A 19,301-nucleotide genomic window follows, 5' to 3' on the forward strand; every position below is an offset into this window, starting at 1 on the left:
CATAAAGAAGGTGAAACTATGCGTCTACTGGTGACCGGTGGTGGAACCGGGGGGCACATATATCCAGCCCTGGCGGTGGCCCGGGCCTGGCAGGAGCGGTTTGGCAGCGGCTCGGTGCTTTATGTGGGCACCAGCAGGGGCCTGGAAGCCCGACTGGTGCCGCCCACGGGTATTCCATTCCTGACGGTGGAGGTACAGGGACTGCCGCGCACTATCAACCGGGAATTGCTGACTTTTACTCCCCGCCTGCTGCGGGGATTAAAACAGGGGCGGCGAATTCTGAGGGAATTTCGGCCCCAGGTGGTGCTCGGCACCGGGGGTTATGTCTCCTTTCCTGTGGTGGCCCTGGCTACCCTGGCCGGAATTCCTGCTCTTTTACATGAACAAAATGCCTTTCCCGGTCTGGCCAATCGTTTGCTGGCCCGGCGGGTGGCGGGAGTAGCCCTGACTTTCCCGGAGGCAGCTGCCCGTTTTCCGGCCGGGGTGGAGTACCGGGTAACCGGTTTGCCGGTGCGGCCGGAAATCAGCCGGGTAAGCCGGGAGGAAGGGCTGGCCTATCTGGGGCTGGAGGGCAAACGCCCGGTCCTGCTGGTTACCGGGGGTAGCCGGGGAGCGCGCAGTATCAACCGGGCCATGCTGGGGGTCTACCGCGCGCTCAACCAGTTGCCTCCTCTGGATATAGTCCATATAACCGGTGAGCTTACTTTTGCTGAAACCATGGAATCAATTTCCGTTTTAGGTATAGAAAACTATAAAAAGGGCAATATTTACATTAAACCCTACGAACACCAGATGGCCCATGCCCTGGCGGCTGCCGACCTGATTCTCTGCCGGGCCGGGGCTACTACACTGGCGGAAATTACTGTGCGTGGCCTGCCTGCTATTCTGGTGCCCTATCCCTATGCAGCGGAAAACCATCAGGAATACAACGCCAGGGCCCTGGTCCAGGCGGGAGCGGCCCGCATGCTGCTGGACCGGGAACTGAATGGCCAGCGGCTGGTAAGTTTGCTGACGGAATTATTGCAACAGCCCCGGCGTTTGCAGGAAATGGCGGCAGCTGCCCGCCAGCTGGGGAGACCGCAGGCCTTAGCGGATCTGATGGAGTTTTTACTGGAAAAAGCCCGTTAATTTTTTGGCAGTGGACCGGACAAGCCCGGTCACACATTATAGGCAAAATTCATAGAATGCTATGCGCTTCCGGAAAGGGGTTGAAGCACAGTGAAAGAAATCAAGGGCCGGGTCCATTTTATCGGTATAGGTGGTTCAGGTATGAGCGGCCTGGCGGAACTGCTGCTGGGCCGTGGCCATCAGGTGAGCGGTTCGGATGTGAAGGCCAGCCAGGTAACAGCCAAATTGGAGCGAATGGGTGCCCGGGTCAGTATCGGTCATCGGGCGGAACTGGTGGAGGGGGCAGAACTGGTGGTGGTTTCTACCGCTATCAGGCCGGAAAACCCCGAGCTGGTGCGGGCTCAGCAAATAGGCCTGCCTATCTGGCATCGCTCCGATTTGCTGGCCTGGTTTATGCAGCAACAGGAAGGAATTGGCATTGCCGGGGCTCATGGCAAGACCACTACCACCGGCATGGTAGCCAACATGTTGTTACAGGCCGGGCTGGATCCCACGGTGGTGGTAGGTGGTACCTTCCGCACCATCGGCGGCAATGCCCGTCTGGGTCAGGGCCGTTATCTGGTGGCCGAGGCGGATGAAAGCGATGGTTCCTTCCTCAAACTGCCCATCAAGTACGGCGTGGTAACCAATATCGAGGCAGACCACCTGGACTATTACGGGGATTTGAGCAAAATCATCACCGCTTTTCGCACCTATCTGAACCGTTTGCCTGGCGATGGCCTGGCAGTCCTGGGCATCGACAATCCCCTCACCGCCAGCCTGGCGGCTGAACATAAGGGGCCTAAACTAACTTACGGTTTTGCTGCTACTGCTGATTACCGGGTAGAGGAGCCGGTGCGGGAAGGAGCCTGGCAGGTGGCGACCGTCTACGAGGGTGGGCAAAAACTGGGGCAGCTGCGCCTGGCTGTTCCCGGGCGCCATAATGCAGTCAATGCCCTGGCGGCAGTAGCCCTGGGCCGGCATTTTGGCCTGGCTTTTCCGGCGATCGCTGATGGGTTGGCTCAGTTCCAGGGTGTAATGCGTCGGTTTGAAACCCTGGGCCGGCATCTGGGTATCTGGGTGGTGGATGATTATGCCCATCATCCCACCGAAGTGCAGGCTACCCTGAAAGCGGCACGTCAGGCTGGACCCCGGCGGCTGGTGGCCTGTTTCCAGCCCCACCGCTACACCCGGACCAAATTTTTGGGTGAGGAATTTGCCCATTCTTTCGCTGAGGCTGACCTGGTGTTACTGACAGACATTTATAGTGCGGGGGAAGACCCCATCCCGGGGGTAAGCACAGAAGGGATAATTGCCGCTATGCCTGCCGAGGTGCGGGCCCGGACCCTGTATTGTCCCACTTTGCCTCAATTAAAGGAGAAGCTGTTGCAAATTCTTAAGCCCGGTGATCTGGTCTTGACCATGGGAGCGGGTAATATCCGGCAGGTGGGAGAAGAGCTGGCACAAATTTTACTGGAAGCAGAGAAAGAGGGGCGGCAGCTGTGGACAGAAGTAGCTTCCGGCTAGAAGGAGATTTCGGGGAAATCCGCTGGCAGGAGCCGCTCAGCCGCCATACCACCTGGAAGCTGGGAGGACCAGCCCGGGCCCTGGTCCTGCCGGAAAGGCCGGATCAGGTGGCGGCTTTGCTCCGTTATTGCCAGGAGAAGCAAATTCCTCTGCTGGTGCTGGGCAATGGCTCCAATCTGCTGGTCAGGGATAGCGGCTGGCCGGGAGTTGCCCTCAAACTGAGCAAACTGCAGCAGCTGGAACTGAGCGGGGAAAAAATCAGGGCCCAGGCAGGGGTATTGTTGCCGGTACTGGCCCGGAAAACCATGGCGGCCGGTCTGGCCGGACTGGAATGGGCCGGGGGCATACCGGCCACTGTGGGCGGGGCTGTACTGATGAATGCCGGCGCCCATGGCGGCCAGATGGCCGAGGTGGTGGAGAAGGTCACCATCCTGAACTGGCAGGGAGAAGAGGAAGTCTGGTCCAGCCAGGAACTGGATTATGGCTACCGCAGCTCCCGGCTCAAGGCAGCGCGGCCAGGAGTGGTAATCGAAGCCAGTTTCCGTTTGACACCTGCTGACCCGGTTCAGTTACAGCAGCGGGCCCAGGAACTGCTGGCCTGGCGGCAACAGCATCAGCCCCTGAACTTACCCAGCTGTGGCAGTGTGTTCAAAAATCCCCCCGGGGGGAGTGCCGGTCGGTTGATTGAAAGCGCCGGTTGCAAAGGCTGGCAGGAAGGCCAAATCCAGGTCTCCCCGGTGCATGCCAATTTTTTTGTCAATTTAGGAGGAGGTACGGCAAGCGAGGCCTTGCGCCTGATGGAGCGGGTTCAGGCGAGGGTGGCCCAGGTCCACGGCATCAAGCTGGAACCGGAAGTGCAGATTGTGGGGTGACAGCATGGCTAATCAGGCTAAACTGGAAATTGTGGGTGGGCGCCCATTGCAAGGTACCATCACTGTCAGTGCTGCCAAGAATGCGGCTTTGCCGCTGCTAGCAGCAGCATTGCTTACCGAAGAAGAAGTGGTGTTTGACAATCTGCCCCGCATCAAAGATGTGGAGGCAATGCTGGAAGTAATCCAGCAGGTGGGAGGGACGATCAGGGAGCTGGAGGACGGACGGTGGGCAATCAGTGGCCGGAATCTGGATGCCAGCCGGGAAGTGCCCAATGAACTGGTGCGCAAAATCCGGGCCTCCAACCTTCTACTGGGTCCATTGCTAGCGCGTTGCGGCATGGCTCATCTATCCATGCCCGGCGGTTGCAGTATCGGGTCACGGCAGATGGATCAGCATATCAAGGGATTTCGGGCCCTGGGTTGCCAGGATATTGCCATTTCGGGAGGGTATATCAAGGCCCATGGCCCTCTGCCCTTGCAGGGAACGGTTATTCACCTGGATGTGGCCAGTGTGGGCGCGACGGAAAACATTATGATGGCGGCTACCCTGGCGGCCGGTACAACGGTAATCCGCAATGCTGCCAAGGAACCGGAAATCGTGGATTTGCAGAATTTGCTCAACAAAATGGGAGCTCGCATCCGCGGTGCCGGGACAGATGTAATCAAGATTGAGGGAGTAAAAAAACTGAAGGGAACCAGTCACAGTATTATTCCTGATCGCATTGAAGCGGGAACCCATCTGGTGGCGGGAGTGATTACCAACGGCCAGTTAACGGTGAAAAACATTATACCCGAGCACGTGGAAGCGGTGACCGCCAAACTGATGGAAATGGGGGTTAAGCTGGAAATCGGGGATGATTATATTACCGTTTTCCCGCACGACTGGCAGTTGAAGGCGGTGGATATTCGCACCCAGCCCTATCCCGGCTTTCCCACTGATATGCAGGCCCAGTTTATGGCTCTCTTGACCCTGGTCCCTGGCATCAGTTTGATTACAGAAAATATTTTTGAAGCCCGCTTTAATCAAGTACCGGAGCTCAACCGGCTGGGCGCCAATATCAAAACGGAAAATGGCACGGCCTTTATTAAAGGAGTAGCCAAACTGACCGGGGCAGAAGTGAGTGCTACCGACCTGAGAGCAGCTGCCGCCCTGGCTCTGGCCGGGCTGGCAGCAGAAGGAAAGACCATTGTGGAAAATATTCAGCACCTGGAGCGGGGTTATGAGGCCTTCGTAGAGAAGTATTGTCAGGTAGGGGCGCAGATGCGCCGGATTACAGGCAGCTAAGGCTGCTTTTTTTGGTTTTTTCCTGGACAGGCCCTCTCGCCGCAGACATTAAAATGCAGTATAATAAAAAAAGAACCGGGGAGGTGAGAGGCTTGCAGCGGAAGGTGGCTCGTTATGGTCGGCCCAGGCGGCGCTGGCGACTGTGGCAGAGTTTGTTTTTTCTGGCTTTGCTGGTGACAGCTTTTTATGTTTTTTTGCAATCATCTTTGTTTAATATTAACAGTATTGTTGTGCAGGGGAATAATGTCCTGGAGCAGGATTCCCTGCGCAAGATGAGTGGGATCAACCCCGGCGAAAATATCTTCAAGGTCAATACCGGGGAAGCGGCGCGTAAACTGGCCATGCACCCCCTGTTAAAGGGAGTGGAGGTAAAACGGGACTTACCCTCCCGGATTATCATTGCCGTCCAGGAACGCCAGGGTCTGGGGCTGGTGCCTTACCAGGGGCGCTTCTGGCTGATCGATGAAGAGGGGGTATTACTGCAGGCAGTGGACTCCCTCCAGGAAAAAAATTTGCCTCTTTTGACCGGTATCCAGCTAAAACAGCCTCACCCGGGACTGAAGCTAAACCAGCCGGGAATCAGCAGTGGCCTGGCGCTGCTCAAGATTTTGCCCCGGGAATTGTACCTCTCAACATCGGAAATCGATGTGCGGGATGAAAACAATCTGAAACTGTATACGGTGGATGGCATTGAAGTACGGCTGGGCGACGGAGAGAGAGGGCAACAGAAGATAAATCTCTTTTTGCAGGTATGGAAAGAGGTCAAAGATAAAAAACTATTGTATGTGGATGTTAGCCATCAGGGCTATCCCACCTATAAGACGGTGGAATAAAGGAGGACAGGAAAATGTGGTTGCCCATCCTGGGTCTGATTATAGGATTAGTGATCGGTTTAAGTTCTCCCCTGGCTTTGCCGGTAACCTATGCCCGTTATCTGTCAGTGGCGGTGCTGGCTGCCCTTGATTCCGTTTTTGGCGGTATCCGCGCAGGCATGGAAGGGAAATTTGATACTAAAATCTTTATCAGTGGATTTTTTACCAATACCCTGATGGCCGGTTTGCTGGCCTACCTGGGGGAAAGGCTGGGGGTTGACCTCTACATGGCGGCAATTTTTGCCTTCGGGGTACGCCTGTTCCAGAACCTGGCCATAATCCGCCGTTATCTCATAAAAAATTAGAAAAAATCCCTATTAAAAAAAAAGGAAAACCGCCTTCCGCGTTGAATCTTATTACAGGGACTTTTTAAGGGAGGTTAGGTAAATGCTGGAATTCGATCTGGACCTGAATCAGTTCTGCAACATAAAAGTAATCGGCGTGGGTGGCGGTGGAAATAACGCTGTTAACCGCATGATAGCCTCCGGCCTCAAAGGTGTGGAGTTTATAGCTGTGAATACGGATGCACAGGCCTTATATCTTTCCCAGGCCAGTCACAAAATCCAGATTGGCGCCAAGCTGACCAAAGGTCTGGGTGCCGGGGCCAATCCCGATATCGGGGAGAGAGCGGCGGAAGAAAGCCGGGATGCCCTGGTGGAAGCCCTTAAGGGAGCAGATATGGTATTTGTTACTGCCGGCATGGGCGGCGGTACCGGTACCGGAGCTGCGCCGGTAGTGGCTGAGGTGGCCAAGGAGCTGGGCGCTCTGACTGTGGGTGTAGTGACCAAGCCTTTCAGCTTTGAGGGCCGCAAGCGCATGACCCAGGCGGAACGGGGGGTGGCCAATCTCAAGGCCCGGGTGGATACCCTGATCACCATCCCCAATGACCGTTTGCTGCAAATCGCTGACAAGAACACTTCCTTCATTGATGCCTTCCGTCTGGCCGATGATGTGCTGCGCCAGGGGGTTCAGGGCATCACCGACGTTATTGCTGTGCCCGGTTTAATCAACCTGGATTTTGCGGATGTGAAAACCATCATGTTCGAAACCGGGTCTGCCCTGATGGGTATCGGCACCGCCACCGGGGAGAAGCGGGCAGCGGAAGCGGCCCGGATGGCTATTTCCAGCCCCTTGCTGGAAACCTCCATTGATGGCGCTAAAGGGGTGCTGATCAATATCACCGGGGACAGCAAGCTGGGCATTCTGGAAGTCTATGAAGCGGCAGAAACCATCACCAATGCCGCTGATCCTGATGCCAATATCATCTTCGGTGCCGTTATCGATGATAACCTCAAGGATGAAGTACGGGTAACCGTTATCGCCACTGGCTTTGATCAGGTTACAGAGCGGGTCAGCCAGGGCAGCAATCCCTTCCAGCGGCCTGGTCAGCAGGACAAGCTTTATGGCCGTACCGTGGCACCCAGTGATGACAATATTGTCATCCCGCCTTTCCTGCGTAACCGCCGCTAAACTTACCAGGATTTCGACAAACTCCTGTCTGTATTAGACAGGAGTTTTCTTTTTTGCCTGCCCGATTTAGACAAATTTCTGACCAGCTTCTGTTGTATAATCAGGATGGAACGGGAGGTGCAGCCGATGGGCACCCTCTACGCTGAGGATATTTTCCTGCTTAACCTCAGTCTTAACTGGTTGATTATCTGGCTGTGTGGACGGCTTTACCGCCCCTATCCGGCTCGCTGGCGGGCCTGGCTGGGGGCGGGGCTGGGGGCCCTGGCCAGTTTAGCTTATGCCTTCTTCAGTCAGTCGCCCTGGCTGGTAGTCCTGGAGAAGTTCGGGCTCTCCCTGCTCATGGTAACGGTGGTCTGGTATCCCTGGTCTTCCTGGCGGCAGTTGCTGGGACAGTTGATCCATTTTTATCTGGTCTCCTTTGCCCTGGGGGGCGGGGTACTGGGCCTGCTTTTCTGGGCAGAAAGGCAGGGGACGGCCTTTACAGACCGTTTGTGGCCGATATTCAGCGCCCTGGCCTGGGCCTTACCCCTGATGGCGGTGCTGGGCTGGCTCTGGGGCCTTTGCCAGCCTTTGCTCACCTTGCGTCAGGCTGCCCGGCGGGCCTATCAGCGGCTGGTACGAGTGGCGGTGGGAGAGCAGGTGGTGGCCTGTCAGGGCTGGCTGGACAGCGGCAATCACCTGGTGGAGCCCTTAAGCGGCTGGCCGGTGCTGGTGGTGGAAAAAGAGGCAGTCAAGCAGCTTTTGCCTGAGCGCCTGGACCAGCCCGGCTGGGAAACCCGCTGGCGCTGGGTGCCTTTTCAGGGCCTGGGGCACCAGCAGGGCCTTTTGCCGGCTTTTAAACCCGACTGGGTGGAAATAGAAAGCGCAGACAGGACGGTGCGCAGTCAGCGTTTGCTGGTAGCGATTTATGAAGGGAGTCTGGGCGAGCACTATCAAGCTTTATTACCAGAGAGAATAGAGGAGGGGATTTAGCGTGAGCTGGTGGCGCAAACTGAAATGGAGATTGTATTTATGGATTTTACCCTGGTTAAAACGCCTGGGCTTGTTGCGGCCCGTCCATTATATTGGCAGCAGCGAAACTCTGCCGCCGCCTTTAGCCCCTGAAGAAGAAGCCTATTTGATTGAACGCCTGGAGGCAGGAGACCAATCCGTCAAGGAGATTTTGATTGAACGCAATTTGCGCCTGGTAGTCTATATTGCCCGCAAGTTTGAAAATACCGGTATCGGAATTGAGGATCTGGTGTCCATTGGCAATATCGGCTTGATCAAGGCGGTCAATACCTTTGTGCCGGAAAAGAAAATCAAGCTGGCTACCTATGCTTCCCGCTGCATTGAAAACGAAATCCTGATGTATCTGCGCCGCAACAATAAAACCCGGATTGAGGTTTCCTTTGATGAACCCCTGAATGTGGACTGGGATGGCAATGAATTATTGCTTTCCGATGTGCTGGGTACGGAAAATGACAGTATTTATAAGCAGCTGGAAGATGAGGTGGACCGCCGCCTCTTGCAGCTGGCTCTGGAGAAGCTCAGCGGACGGGAGCGCAAAATCATGGAACTGCGTTTTGGTCTGGAAAACGGGCGGGAAATGACCCAGAAGGAAGTGGCTGATCTGCTGGGGATATCCCAGTCCTACATTTCCCGGCTGGAAAAGAAGATTATCAAGAAGATGAAACGGGAAATTTGCCGGATGGAGTGACAGAGAAATTTATCTATGAGAGATGACCTTCCTGCTCAGGCGGGAGGGTTTTTTATTGCCGGGGTAGCCATCTGACCATCCATCTGCCGTTAACTCTGACGCAGCTCCAGGGTTCATTCACTTCTTTGACAATCCGTCCATCGCTAAACTTATCAGTATAAGTAACATAAACAATGGCATGATTACCTGAAAGAACTTCAAAATTTCCCACTTGAAATTCAAGCAATTTTACATAGTTAACTCTATCCATGGACTGTTTAAATTCAGTATACGACATATCATCCGGCACCTGATAAACTTTGTACATAGCTTTCCAGTCTCTACGTTTAGCGGCTTGCAAATACTGCAGGACTACATCTCGAGGGGTTTTGCCATCAATATCAACAGTTGCCAGGGTGATAATATCTTCTTTGGCTTTTTTCAATTCATCCTGTAAAATCCGGACCTGTTCTTCGAGATAGGTTATATCTGATTTGAGCTGGTTAATTTCCCTGTCAGGTTTTGTGGACTGAGGGTTTTGCTGGCAACCGGAAATCATGGTTAATAACAGGAGAAAAAGGAATAATCTTTTCATTGTTCTATCCTCTCCTCATCCATATATAAAAAAATGAATTACACACGGCAATAGATTTTGCTAATTGCCGTGTGTACGAACTTGTCTATCTTCAATTAATAACAAACATTATAATACTGGCTTCCACTGTCAAAATATCCTATTGCCGCATTATATAGGTCATTGAAAGTTACTGTATGATAGCCGGTATAACTGGAGTTAGGATTGGGATCAACGATTCTTACAGTTGAAATGCTTTTTACCGGCTGTCCGGTGCCATCATCGATATATTTGGTCAGAGCATCTACAACAACATAATGTTGTGAAACATGGCCGTTATAATATGGCAGATATTTTGTTTGTACCAATAACAGTACGGGTTGCTTTGCGTTAAAGATGTTGTAGTCTATTATATTCCAAAGGGTATCGTAAGCACCGCTACTGCTGTCAATTCTTTTTACTGTCCAGCTGTGGATGGAACTCAGATAGTTATTAAGAACATTTCTTATATTTACAGTGTTTGAGCCGTTATCATTTGTACCTATTTGATCTGCTAGTGTTTGCTGTTTTTGATATTCAGTACTACCTGATACACTGCTATATTTACCATTATAATCAATAATCTGTAAGGCTGAAGCAGGGCCACACCAGGTACTGTAAAGTTGTTTATGATAAGGGACATTTAAAATTTTTGAAACTGGATATGTCCATTGAGGAGTAATGCTGGTTTGGGCTTTTAAATTTTTGGCTTGCTGTTCAATATATTTAAGTACCTGTTGATACTTTTTGGCTTCTTCTTTATTTAGCTGTTCGATTTGGGCAGGTGTTAACGAATCTGCCTGATTGTTAATCATAGTTTCATCAACGATTTGTGATTCAGCAAGAACAGGTATACTAAATCCAAACGTTAAAATTGCTAATAAACAAAGGATAAATATTTTTTTCACATATTTATCCCCCTTTCACTGTTTTTCAGGGCGCCCTAAGCAAATTATAGATTACCAGGAAAAAAAATCAACCAATACTTTCCGCCAAATTTCGCTTAGTTTCCCGATATTCTGACACTTTACTTCACTAATACAACAGACCAAAATCAGACAAACTAAGCGAGAACAAAGAACGAGAGGAGGGAGTTCATGGCTGACCATCCCAAATTGAGTGTGGATATCCTCACCCCTGATGCGGTTACCGAGAAGGCGGAGAGTATCGGGGTGAAAAAAGCCAAAAACAGCCTGCGCAGTACGGTGATGCTGGGGATTCTGGCCGGAGCCTTTATCGCTCTGGCCGGGGAATTTTATACCATGGCGGTGTTTCAGGCGGAAACAGGATATAGTATTTCCCGGTTACTGGGCGGTCTGGCCTTTTCCCTGGGCCTGATTCTGGTGGTGATCACGGGAGCGGAGCTGTTCACCGGTAATACCCTCCTGGTCATCGCCTATATGACCCGCAAAATCACCCTCAGGGACCTGTTGCGCAACTGGGTGCTGGTCTATATCGGCAATTTCATCGGTGCCTTTGGGGTAGCTCTGCTGGTATATTATTCCCAGCAATATGCGGTGAAGGACCATTTCTTTGCGGTGGAGTCCCTGAAAATCGCCTTTGGCAAGCTGAAATATGATTTTCTCACCCAGGTGATCCGGGGTACCCTGGCCAATATGCTGGTGGTTCTGGCCGTCTGGTTGACCTATGCGGGCCGCACCCTGTCCGACAAACTGCTGGCCATCATCTTTCCCATTACCGCCTTTGTCGCCTCCGGCTTTGAACACAGTATCGCCAATATGTATTTCCTGCCTTTTGCCTGGCTGGTCAAACATGTACCGGCGGTACAATCTGCCTGGCAGGTGGCCGGGGCCCCGGGGGACCTGGCCAGCTTGACCTGGGCAACGATGTTCTGGAAGAACATTATTCCTGTTACCATTGGGAATATTATTGGCGGAGCCGTTTTTGTCGGACTGGCCTACTGGTTTGTTTATCTGTACAAGCGAGTATAGTCGAGGAGGGAGCGAGTTTGGCAATACCGATCCCACAGGAAGACATCTCCAGGCTGATCGAAAAGTACCGGGGCAGTGATGGGGGGCTAATCCCCCTTTTGCAGGAAGCTCAGGATCAGGTGGGGTATTTGCCCCGGGAGGTGCTGGAACAAATCGCAACCGGGCTGGGCCTGTCCCTGGCCAAGGTGCTGGGGGTAGCGACCTTTTACTCTCAGTTTCATCTGGAACCCCGGGGCAAAAATATCATTCGCATTTGTATGGGCACGGCCTGCCATGTGCGGGGGGCGCCGGCGGTGCTGGCGGCCCTGGAAAAGGAGCTGGGCATTAAACCGGGAGAAACCACGCCGGATTTGCAATTCACCCTGGAGTCAGTAGCCTGTATTGGGGCCTGTGGCCTGGCCCCGGTTATCACTGTCAATGATGATACCCACGGTAAGATGACTCCGGAAAAAGTAACGGAAGTGCTGGCCCAATACCGGCAACAGGAGGGAATGGAGCAGTGAAGAAAACCATTTTGATCTGTGGCGGAACGGGATGCGTTTCCTCCCGTTCCCGGCCGCTGTTTGCGGCTCTGAAACGGGAACTCATCGCCCGGGGGCTGGCGGATAAGTTTCAGTTGAAATTCACGGGCTGTCACGGCTTTTGCGAACAGGGCCCCCTGGTTTTAATCGAACCCGATGATATTTTCTATTGCCAGGTCAAGCCCCAGCAGGCGCCAGACTTAGCAGCTGCCCTGCAGGCAGGGCGGGTGGCTGAAGAGTTGCTTTATACCGTACCGGAAACGGGAGAGAAGGTTAAAACCCGCCATGAGGTACCTTTTTACCAGAAACAGCAACGATTGGTATTGGCCCGCTGTGGGCTGATCGATCCGGAAAATATCGAAGATTATCTGGCCAGTGGGGGTTACCAGGCTCTGGCTAAAGCTCTTACTATGGCCCCCGAAGAGGTAATTGCCGAAATCAAAGCTTCTGGCCTCAGAGGCCGGGGTGGGGGCGGTTTTCCTACCGGAACCAAGTGGGAGATTACCCGGAATGCTCCTGGCACCAAAAAATATGTGGTTTGCAATGCTGATGAAGGAGACCCAGGGGCCTTTATGGACCGCAGCATCTGTGAAGGGGACCCTCATGCTGTTATTGAAGGCATGTTGATTGCCGGTTATGCCATTGGGGCTGACGAGGGGTATATATATATCCGGGCCGAATATCCCCTGGCTGTCAAACGTTTGGGGATTGCCCTGCAACAGGCTGAAGCTAAAGGTTATCTGGGGGAAAATATCCTGGGCAAAGGTTTCAATTTCCGCATTAAAATCAAACAGGGTGCCGGTGCCTTTGTTTGTGGGGAAGAAACAGCCCTGATTGAATCCATCCAGGGCAATCGGGGTATGCCCCGGCCCCGTCCGCCCTTTCCCGCCGTGAGCGGTCTCTGGGGCAAACCCACCAATGTCAATAATGTGGAGACATTTGCCAATGTCCCCTTGATTATCAACCAGGGAGCGGCCCGCTACGCTGCCATTGGCACAGAAAAAAGCAAGGGCACCAAAGTTTTTGCCCTCACCGGCAAGGTTAATAATACTGGTCTGGTGGAGGTGCCCATGGGCATTACCCTGCGGGAAATCATCTTCGATATCGGCGGCGGCATCAGGGGTGGCAAGAAATTCAAAGCCGTGCAAATCGGAGGGCCTTCCGGCGGATGTCTGACCGAAGAACATCTGAACCTGCCTATTGATTATGATTCTTTACTGGCGGCCGGGGCGATGATGGGCTCTGGCGGTCTGGTAGTGATGGATGAAACCACCTGCATGGTGGAACTGGCCCGTTTCTTCCTTTCCTTTACCAGAATGGAGTCCTGTGGCAAATGCACACCCTGCCGGGAAGGGACCACCCGTTTGCTGGAAATCCTGCAGCGACTGGTGGAAGGCAAAGGACAGGAAGGGGATCTGGAGCGGATCGAAAGCTTAAGCCGCAACATTATTGATTCTTCCCTTTGCGGTTTGGGACAATCGGCGCCCAATCCCGTTCTCAGCACTCTCCGCTATTTCCGGGAGGAATATGAACTGCATATGCGCCGGCAGGATTGTCCGGCCGGAGTCTGTAAGCCCCTGGTGCGCATGCGGCAACGGGCCGCCAAATTACAGGCCCAGGCTTAAGGAGGTGAAGCCATGAATCAGATACGTCTAAAAATCAATGGCCAGGAATATACGGTACCGAAAGAATGGACCATACTCAAGGCAGCCCAGAACAATGGCATTTTTATCCCCACTCTCTGCTATGAAGAGGGGTTGCCTATTTTCGGCGGTTGCCGCCTTTGTGTGGTGGAAGTAAAAGGGGCCCGCAAACTGCTGGCCGCCTGCGCCACTCCGGTAGAAGAAGGGATGGAAATTCAAACCGAATCGGAGCGGGTAGTAGAGGCGCGCCGGGAAATTCTGCGCCTGCTCATTGCCAACCATGATTTGCGCTGTCTGACCTGTCCCCGCAATGGTGACTGCCGTTTGCAGGATTACTGTTATCGCTATCAGGTGGAGGATACTCCCTATAAGGACGGGGAAAAACAGGTCTTTCCTATTGATGACACCAATCCCTTTTTCATCCGCGATTATGGTCGCTGTATTAAATGCGGCAAATGCGTTGCCATCTGCGCTGAGGTCAATGGTGCCCATGTCTATGATTTCATGGGCCGGGGCATTCAGACCAAGGTTACATCTGCCTATGATGACCCATTACAGGAAACCACCTGCACTGCCTGTGGCATGTGTGTCAACGTTTGCCCCGTAGCGGCTCTGGTGGAAAAATCCTCCCTCTGGCAGGGTCGTCACTGGGAAATCCGCAAAGTTCAGACTACCTGTTCCTATTGTGGAGTCGGTTGCCAGTTATTTTTGAAAGTCAGGGATAACCGGATTGTGGGAGTAACAGGGGACAAAGCCGGGCCCAACCAGGGCCATCTCTGCGCTAAAGGCCAGTTTGGCTGGGATTATGTCCACTCACCAGACCGCCTGACGCGGCCTTTGCTGCGCAAAAACGGGGAACTGGTGCCGGTAAGCTGGGAGGAAGCCCTGGACTTTGCTGCCAGCAGCCTGCGGGACATTTTGCAGCGGCGGGGCGGCCAGGCTATCGCCGGGCTGGCTTCAGCTAAATGTACCAATGAGGAAAATTACCTTTTCCAGAAACTGATGCGCACGGCGCTGAATACCAATCACATCGACCATTGCGCCCGCCTTTGACACAGCTCTACCGTTGCCGGTCTGGCAACAGCATTTGGCAGTGGCGCTATGACCAACTCCATACATGACTTACTGGAAACCCAGGTTATGCTTTTGATCGGGGCCAACACCACTGAGGCCCATCCCGTTACCGGTTACCGCATCAAGCAGGCAGTGAAGCGGGGGGCCAAATTGATTGTGGCCGACCCGCGGCGCATCGAGCTGGTCCGCTATGCTGACCTCTGGCTCAGGCACCGGCCCGGTACGGATATCGCCCTGCTCAACGGTCTGGCCTATGTGATTTTGCAGGAAAACCTCTGGGATCAGGCCTTTGTAGCTGAGCGCAGTGAAGGCTTTGAGGAATTCCGGCGCAAAGTGGAGGAATATCCGCCGGACCGGGTAGAGAAAATCACCGGCGTGCCGGCGGAACAAATCCGGGCTGCTGCCCGCCTTTATGGCCAGGCGGAACGGGCCTGCATCATCTATGCCATGGGCATCACCCAGCATACTTCCGGTACCCAGAATGTACTGGCTGTCGCCAACCTGGCCATCCTCACCGGCAATGTGGGCCGGCCCGGCACCGGTGTTTATCCCTTGCGGGGGCAAAACAATGTTCAGGGTGCCTGCGACATGGGAGCCCTGCCCAACTACTATCCCGGTTACCAGCTGGTGGAAGCGGAGGGAAACCGGCAGAAGTTTGAAACCATCTGGCGCACTGAGCTGCCGTCTACTCCGGGCCTGACCCTGACAGAGATGATGAATGCCGCTGCAAGGGGCGAGCTTGCAGCCATGTATATCATGGGTGAGAACCCCATGCTGGCTGACCCTGATGTCAACCATGTACGCAAGGCCATGGAAAACCTGGAGTTTTTGCTGGTGCAGGATATTTTCCTGACGGAAACGGCCCGGCTGGCCCATGTGGTTTTGCCTGCCGTAACTTTTGCTGAAAAAGATGGCACCTTCACCAATACCGAACGGCGCATTCAGCGGGTGCGCCAGGCCATCACTCCTCCCGGGGAAGCCCGGCCGGACTGGCAGATTATCCTGGAGCTGGCCCGGCGGCTGGGCCATGACTGGCATTATCCCAGGGGCCCGGAGCAGATTATGGAGGAAATCGCCCTGGTCAATCCCCTCTATGGCGGTATCACCTATGCCCGTCTGGAGAAAGGCGGCATCCAGTGGCCCTGTCCTACTCCCGGCCATCCCGGCACTCCTTACTTGCATGCGGAAAAATTCGCCCGCGGCAAAGGCCGCTTCCATGCCGTTGAGCATATTCCGGCCGCAGAGGAACCCGATGCTGAGTATCCGCTTCTGCTCAATACCGGCCGCAATCTCTACCAGTTCCATACCGGTTCCATGACCCGGCGCACCCGGCTGGATCTGATCCGGCCTGAGGAGCTGATGCAGATTCATCCACAGGATGCAGACCGTTTTGGCATCAAGGATGGAGACCGGGTGGAAGTGACTTCCCGGCGCGGTAGGGTGGAAACCCGGGTGCAGGTAACCGATCTGGTGCCACCGGGCATGGTATTTCTCACTTTCCACTATCAGGAGACGCCAACCAATGTCCTGACCAATGCAGCTTTTGATCCGGTCTGCAAGATTCCGGAGTTGAAAATCAGTGCGGTGAAGATAAGGAAATTGTAAGGCTCATAAACAACAGGTTCATCTGAGTCTGATCGCCACCGGAAGCTATAATCTGGTCGGCGTATTTTTTTAATCGCACTCACAGCAAAGGCAAAGAGACCGCCGATGGCCGAAATGGTGCCGAAAATAATGGACATAATGCCGACAAAACCTGCCCACCTATCCATCTTATTGCTAAATTTTAGCTACAGGTATATAATTTTTCTACAGAATGGAGGGAAGCTGTTATGGACAGAACGAGAACGCCCTGGGAAAGATGTGTAGAGTTTCACGGCCATGAATGTCCTGGCCTGGCAGTGGGCTACCGGGTAGCGCAAATCGCCCTTAAAGAGCTGGGGGTAGAGCGAGCTCAGGATGAGGAGCTGGTAGCGATTGTGGAAAATGATGCCTGTGGGGTGGATGCTATTCAGGTATTAACGGGCTGTACGCTAGGTAAAGGAAATTTGCTTTACCGGGATTATGGCAAACAGGTTTATACTATAGGGAATAGGAAAAACAGGGAAGCAATCAGAATAGTGGTAAAGAGCGTCGGCTGGCGTCAGGAACTGGAAAAGCTGGGGCTTGACCGGGAGGGAAGAATCCGGTTTATACTGGAGCTACAGGAAGATGATTTTTGTACTGTGCAAAAAATTCCACTGGAATTTCCGGAGCGGGCCCGAATCTATAAGTCCTGGACCTGTGCGGAGTGCGGGGAATCAGTGATGGAAGCCCGACTCAGGGTAAAAGATGGTCAGTTTGTCTGCATTCCCTGTGCCGGGGAGTATAATCGTGGCTGGTAAATTTGTATAGTACATGACAGGGAGAAGGCAAAAATTTGCCCTCCCTAATTTTTGTGCGCCCGGCATGGGCGTTGTCTATAGGGTGAAAATCCCGAACGGCGAAGGTAGCAGTAGCCGTAGCTTAAGACAGGGTGTCCTCCGTGAGGTGGAATCTGAAGCAGTATTGACGTCAAACTGGTGAAGGGCCGAACACGAACCCTGGGCCTACCGGAGCGAGTAGTCCATATAATGTATAATGGCTAATGCCCGTAAAGGCTACTGGCGTATGTCTCGACAATTAAATAACGCCCTGAACAATGCCTACTGGCATAGTCAGGGCTTGAAGAGTTTAACTGAACGTTATCATCGCATTCGTCAAGCTTGGTGAACCGCCGTATACCGAACGGTACATACGGTGGTGTGAGAGGACGGGGGTTAATCACCCCTTTCTACTCGATTGATTTTTATATTACTGCTAGAATGAATTGGGGCTCATCATGTTCATTGAGGCAACACCGGCAAATATTCCGAAGAAAATCGCCAGGGCTATCATAATCAAATTGATAATGATTAATACTCCTTGAATTTTAAAGTAAGTATTAAGGTTCATAAACAACATGTTCAACTGAGTGGAATCGCCACCGGAAGTGATGATCTGGTCGGCATATTTTTTTGCACCGCGCAGTTTCAGTCCCAGTATTATCGTAATAATTCCAAGAATTGCACCTACGATAAAAGCAAAGAGACCAGCAATAGCTGAAATAACGCCGAAAATAACAGTCATTATACCTACAAAACCTACCCACCTGCTGTGTTGAGATAAAATTTCCCTGTCAACCAAAATATCACCCCATTTACATTTTTTATAATCAGATATATTCTCCCTTTGTTGACAAATTCCTCTTAAGTTCGCCAAAAATGGAAGAAAAATATAGGCCAGGACTGGTAGTACTTGCATTTCCACTGAAACTGTGTTATGATAAACAAAAACATAGCAGGAATGAGTGGTTCCGTATAAACGGAACTGAAAAGGGAAGTCAGTGCGAATCTGACGCGGTCCCGCCACTGTGAAAGGGAGCGACCTCAATTTAGCCACTGGGTTAATCCGGGAAGGCTGAGGGAGCGATGATCTTAAGCCAGGAGACCTGCTCATTCCGTTGGTGACCTGAGCCTGCGCGGACAGGCAGGGGGAGTAAAGGCTTATTTCTGTGGGCCAATAGTCCTCTGCTTGTAAAGGCAGAGGATTTTATTTATTGCTATCCCATTATCGTCTACCCAGGCGAGGTTATTATAGAGGGCGGAGTTGATCTGCCTTTTTCTTTTTTTGCTAATTAGACAGCAAAAAATTAGAAGCGCGACATTATTTTATAGTTTATAATTAACTCAAGCGATCTGGAGGTGATAAAATGGATAAGCTCACGCCCGCTCAGATGTGGCAAGCCTGTGTCAAGAGCATGCTCTACGGCTGGACGAGGTTAGGTGGAGCGCCGAGACCCACAGTAGAACAATGGAAATATGCGGTGATTGTCGGCTCGCTTTTGCTTCTGGGCGGTAATGGCGGCGTGGTGTGGGGGGAACAGCAGGTGCCTTCCGGTATTGCTGCCTTGATTATCGCTACTGTACCCCTCTGGATGGCCTTAATAGCCTGGGCCACGGGGGCACGGCCACGGCCGCAGCCCCTGGAATGGCTGGGCTTGATCCTCGGTTTCACTGGGATCCTCTGGCTAATTTCGCCTTCACTGGCCAGTGTTTCGGGGGCGATTAACAGCTATTACTTAATTGTGGTGCTGGCGGCGATCTCCTGGGCCTGGGGCTCTATTTACTCCCGCAAGGCTAACTGGCCTGATTCGGCCTGGCTTGCCATTGGCATGCAAATGCTGGCCGGAGGGCTGGCCTGTCTGGGGGCAAGTATTTTGCTGGGAGAGGCGGGCCGGTTGGACCTGAATGAGGTTACGATGCAGTCCTGGCTGGCTTTTGGTTATCTGGTGCTGTTTGGTTCGCTAGTGGGTTATAGCGCCTACATCTGGTTGTTAAAAAATGCAGATCCCCTCTGGGTGTCAACCTATGCCTATGTCAATCCGGTGGTAGCAGTATTGCTGGGCTGGTTCTGGGCCGGTGAGGAGCTGAATAGCAGCAAGCTGACTGGGGCCGTATTGGTACTGGCAGCGGTTGTGCTAATCAGCATTGAGAGGAACCGAAAGAAGACTGTAAAAAGTGTGTAATTTGTGTAATTAATTTAGGGGGAGGACATGGTTCTGTCCCCCTTTTTTGTGTTATAATAATGTAAAGTTATGGAGACTATTTCATTTTGTTGAGGTGATTAA

The 19,301-nt window shown here is 52.8% G+C and carries 19 protein-coding genes and 1 riboswitch; of the genes, 16 read left to right on the top strand and 3 right to left on the bottom strand.

The genetic code is table 11. The annotated features are described in order from the left end of the window. Positions 1-18: 18 nt before the first annotated feature. The 9 genes from murG (at position 19) to sigE (ending at position 8,832) form a co-directional block, all read left to right on the top strand. On the top strand, positions 19-1,128 hold the full coding sequence (gene murG / locus B5D20_RS02140; RefSeq protein ID WP_078664586.1) for an undecaprenyldiphospho-muramoylpentapeptide beta-N-acetylglucosaminyltransferase: 1,110 nt from the start codon (positions 19-21) through the stop codon (positions 1,126-1,128). A gap of 90 nt (positions 1,129-1,218) precedes the next feature. Further along, positions 1,219-2,634 (top strand): UDP-N-acetylmuramate--L-alanine ligase, encoded by a 1,416-nt coding sequence (murC, locus tag B5D20_RS02145; RefSeq protein WP_278308347.1) that lies wholly within the window; start codon positions 1,219-1,221, stop codon positions 2,632-2,634. After that, positions 2,610-3,506 carry a UDP-N-acetylmuramate dehydrogenase gene (gene murB / locus B5D20_RS02150; RefSeq protein ID WP_078664587.1) on the top strand — a complete coding sequence of 299 codons (897 nt, stop codon included), beginning with the start codon at positions 2,610-2,612 and terminating at the stop codon, positions 3,504-3,506. Before murC ends, murB begins: the two co-directional genes overlap by 25 nt. 4 nt (positions 3,507-3,510) lie before the next feature. Further along, positions 3,511-4,791 (top strand): UDP-N-acetylglucosamine 1-carboxyvinyltransferase, encoded by a 1,281-nt coding sequence (murA, locus tag B5D20_RS02155; RefSeq protein ID WP_078664588.1) that lies wholly within the window; start codon positions 3,511-3,513, stop codon positions 4,789-4,791. Positions 4,792-4,883: 92 nt separating this feature from the next. Continuing rightward, complete coding sequence (locus B5D20_RS02160; RefSeq protein ID WP_159071907.1) at positions 4,884-5,624, top strand: cell division protein FtsQ/DivIB; 741 nt, start codon at positions 4,884-4,886, stop codon at positions 5,622-5,624. A gap of 14 nt (positions 5,625-5,638) precedes the next feature. Beyond that, positions 5,639-5,968, top strand: a complete 330-nt coding sequence (locus B5D20_RS02165; protein ID WP_078664590.1) for a small basic family protein — start codon at positions 5,639-5,641, stop codon at positions 5,966-5,968. 82 nt (positions 5,969-6,050) lie between these two features. After that, positions 6,051-7,133 (top strand): cell division protein FtsZ, encoded by a 1,083-nt coding sequence (gene ftsZ, locus B5D20_RS02170; RefSeq protein WP_078664591.1) that lies wholly within the window; start codon positions 6,051-6,053, stop codon positions 7,131-7,133. 126 nt (positions 7,134-7,259) lie between these two features. Continuing rightward, the gene (locus tag B5D20_RS02175; RefSeq protein ID WP_159071906.1) at positions 7,260-8,105 is read left to right on the top strand and encodes a sigma-E processing peptidase SpoIIGA; all 846 of its coding nucleotides are present in this window, start codon (positions 7,260-7,262) and stop codon (positions 8,103-8,105) included. A 1-nt stretch (position 8,106) separates the two neighbouring features. Further along, positions 8,107-8,832, top strand: a complete 726-nt coding sequence (sigE, locus tag B5D20_RS02180) for an RNA polymerase sporulation sigma factor SigE (RefSeq protein ID WP_078664593.1) — start codon at positions 8,107-8,109, stop codon at positions 8,830-8,832. Between the two features lie 52 nt (positions 8,833-8,884). On the opposite strand, the gene B5D20_RS02185 is transcribed toward sigE, so the two are convergent. Next, positions 8,885-9,406, bottom strand: coding sequence for a hypothetical protein (locus B5D20_RS02185; protein ID WP_078664594.1), 522 nt, complete (start codon positions 9,404-9,406; stop codon positions 8,885-8,887). Positions 9,407-9,501: 95 nt separating this feature from the next. Continuing rightward, on the bottom strand, positions 9,502-10,332 hold the full coding sequence (locus B5D20_RS02190; RefSeq protein ID WP_078664595.1) for a C39 family peptidase: 831 nt from the start codon (positions 10,330-10,332) through the stop codon (positions 9,502-9,504). 189 nt (positions 10,333-10,521) lie between these two features. Between B5D20_RS02190 and B5D20_RS02195 the strand changes: the two genes are divergently transcribed. From B5D20_RS02195 to B5D20_RS14185, 6 genes are all read left to right on the top strand, one after another. Then, positions 10,522-11,376 carry a formate/nitrite transporter family protein gene (locus tag B5D20_RS02195; RefSeq protein ID WP_078664596.1) on the top strand — a complete coding sequence of 285 codons (855 nt, stop codon included), beginning with the start codon at positions 10,522-10,524 and terminating at the stop codon, positions 11,374-11,376. A 17-nt stretch (positions 11,377-11,393) separates the two neighbouring features. Further along, the gene (gene nuoE / locus B5D20_RS02200) at positions 11,394-11,879 is read left to right on the top strand and encodes an NADH-quinone oxidoreductase subunit NuoE (protein WP_242952033.1); all 486 of its coding nucleotides are present in this window, start codon (positions 11,394-11,396) and stop codon (positions 11,877-11,879) included. Beyond that, the gene (gene nuoF / locus B5D20_RS02205) at positions 11,876-13,522 is read left to right on the top strand and encodes an NADH-quinone oxidoreductase subunit NuoF (protein ID WP_078664598.1); all 1,647 of its coding nucleotides are present in this window, start codon (positions 11,876-11,878) and stop codon (positions 13,520-13,522) included. Before nuoE ends, nuoF begins: the two co-directional genes overlap by 4 nt. A 12-nt stretch (positions 13,523-13,534) precedes the next feature. Then, positions 13,535-16,219, top strand: a complete 2,685-nt coding sequence (gene fdhF, locus B5D20_RS02210; RefSeq protein WP_078664599.1) for a formate dehydrogenase subunit alpha — start codon at positions 13,535-13,537, stop codon at positions 16,217-16,219. A gap of 227 nt (positions 16,220-16,446) precedes the next feature. Then, on the top strand, positions 16,447-16,998 hold the full coding sequence (locus tag B5D20_RS02215) for an FmdE family protein (RefSeq protein ID WP_078664600.1): 552 nt from the start codon (positions 16,447-16,449) through the stop codon (positions 16,996-16,998). A gap of 235 nt (positions 16,999-17,233) precedes the next feature. Then, entirely contained in the window at positions 17,234-17,365 is a 132-nt protein-coding gene (locus B5D20_RS14185; RefSeq protein ID WP_278308214.1) for a hypothetical protein, read from the top strand. An 87-nt stretch (positions 17,366-17,452) separates the two neighbouring features. On the opposite strand, the gene B5D20_RS02220 is transcribed toward B5D20_RS14185, so the two are convergent. Then, the gene (locus B5D20_RS02220) at positions 17,453-17,818 is read right to left on the bottom strand and encodes a DUF5362 family protein (protein WP_078664640.1); all 366 of its coding nucleotides are present in this window, start codon (positions 17,816-17,818) and stop codon (positions 17,453-17,455) included. A 144-nt stretch (positions 17,819-17,962) separates the two neighbouring features. Continuing rightward, positions 17,963-18,144, top strand: a riboswitch (cobalamin riboswitch). A 239-nt stretch (positions 18,145-18,383) separates the two neighbouring features. On the opposite strand from B5D20_RS02220, the gene B5D20_RS02225 reads away from it, so the two are divergent. Further along, entirely contained in the window at positions 18,384-19,199 is an 816-nt protein-coding gene (locus tag B5D20_RS02225) for an EamA family transporter (protein WP_078664601.1), read from the top strand. Positions 19,200-19,301 lie beyond the last annotated feature (102 nt).

It is taken from the genome of Carboxydocella sporoproducens DSM 16521 (assembly GCF_900167165.1).
Classification (GTDB): Bacteria; Bacillota.

Excerpts from the sequence above, each read along its gene's own strand:
- B5D20_RS02165 (WP_078664590.1), top strand. The coding sequence starts at position 5,639 with ATGTGGTTGCCCATCCTGGGTCTGATTATAGGATTAGTGATCGGTTTA.
- ftsZ (WP_078664591.1), top strand. The coding sequence starts at position 6,051 with ATGCTGGAATTCGATCTGGACCTGAATCAGTTCTGCAACATAAAAGTA.
- murG (WP_078664586.1), top strand. The coding sequence starts at position 19 with ATGCGTCTACTGGTGACCGGTGGTGGAACCGGGGGGCACATATATCCA.
- murA (WP_078664588.1), top strand. The coding sequence starts at position 3,511 with ATGGCTAATCAGGCTAAACTGGAAATTGTGGGTGGGCGCCCATTGCAA.
- B5D20_RS02175 (WP_159071906.1), top strand. The coding sequence starts at position 7,260 with ATGGGCACCCTCTACGCTGAGGATATTTTCCTGCTTAACCTCAGTCTT.
- B5D20_RS02225 (WP_078664601.1), top strand. The coding sequence starts at position 18,384 with ATGGATAAGCTCACGCCCGCTCAGATGTGGCAAGCCTGTGTCAAGAGC.
- B5D20_RS02215 (WP_078664600.1), top strand. The coding sequence starts at position 16,447 with ATGGACAGAACGAGAACGCCCTGGGAAAGATGTGTAGAGTTTCACGGC.
- B5D20_RS02195 (WP_078664596.1), top strand. The coding sequence starts at position 10,522 with ATGGCTGACCATCCCAAATTGAGTGTGGATATCCTCACCCCTGATGCG.
- B5D20_RS02185 (WP_078664594.1), bottom strand. The coding sequence starts at position 9,406 with ATGAAAAGATTATTCCTTTTTCTCCTGTTATTAACCATGATTTCCGGT.
- B5D20_RS14185 (WP_278308214.1), top strand. The coding sequence starts at position 17,234 with ATGGCTAATGCCCGTAAAGGCTACTGGCGTATGTCTCGACAATTAAAT.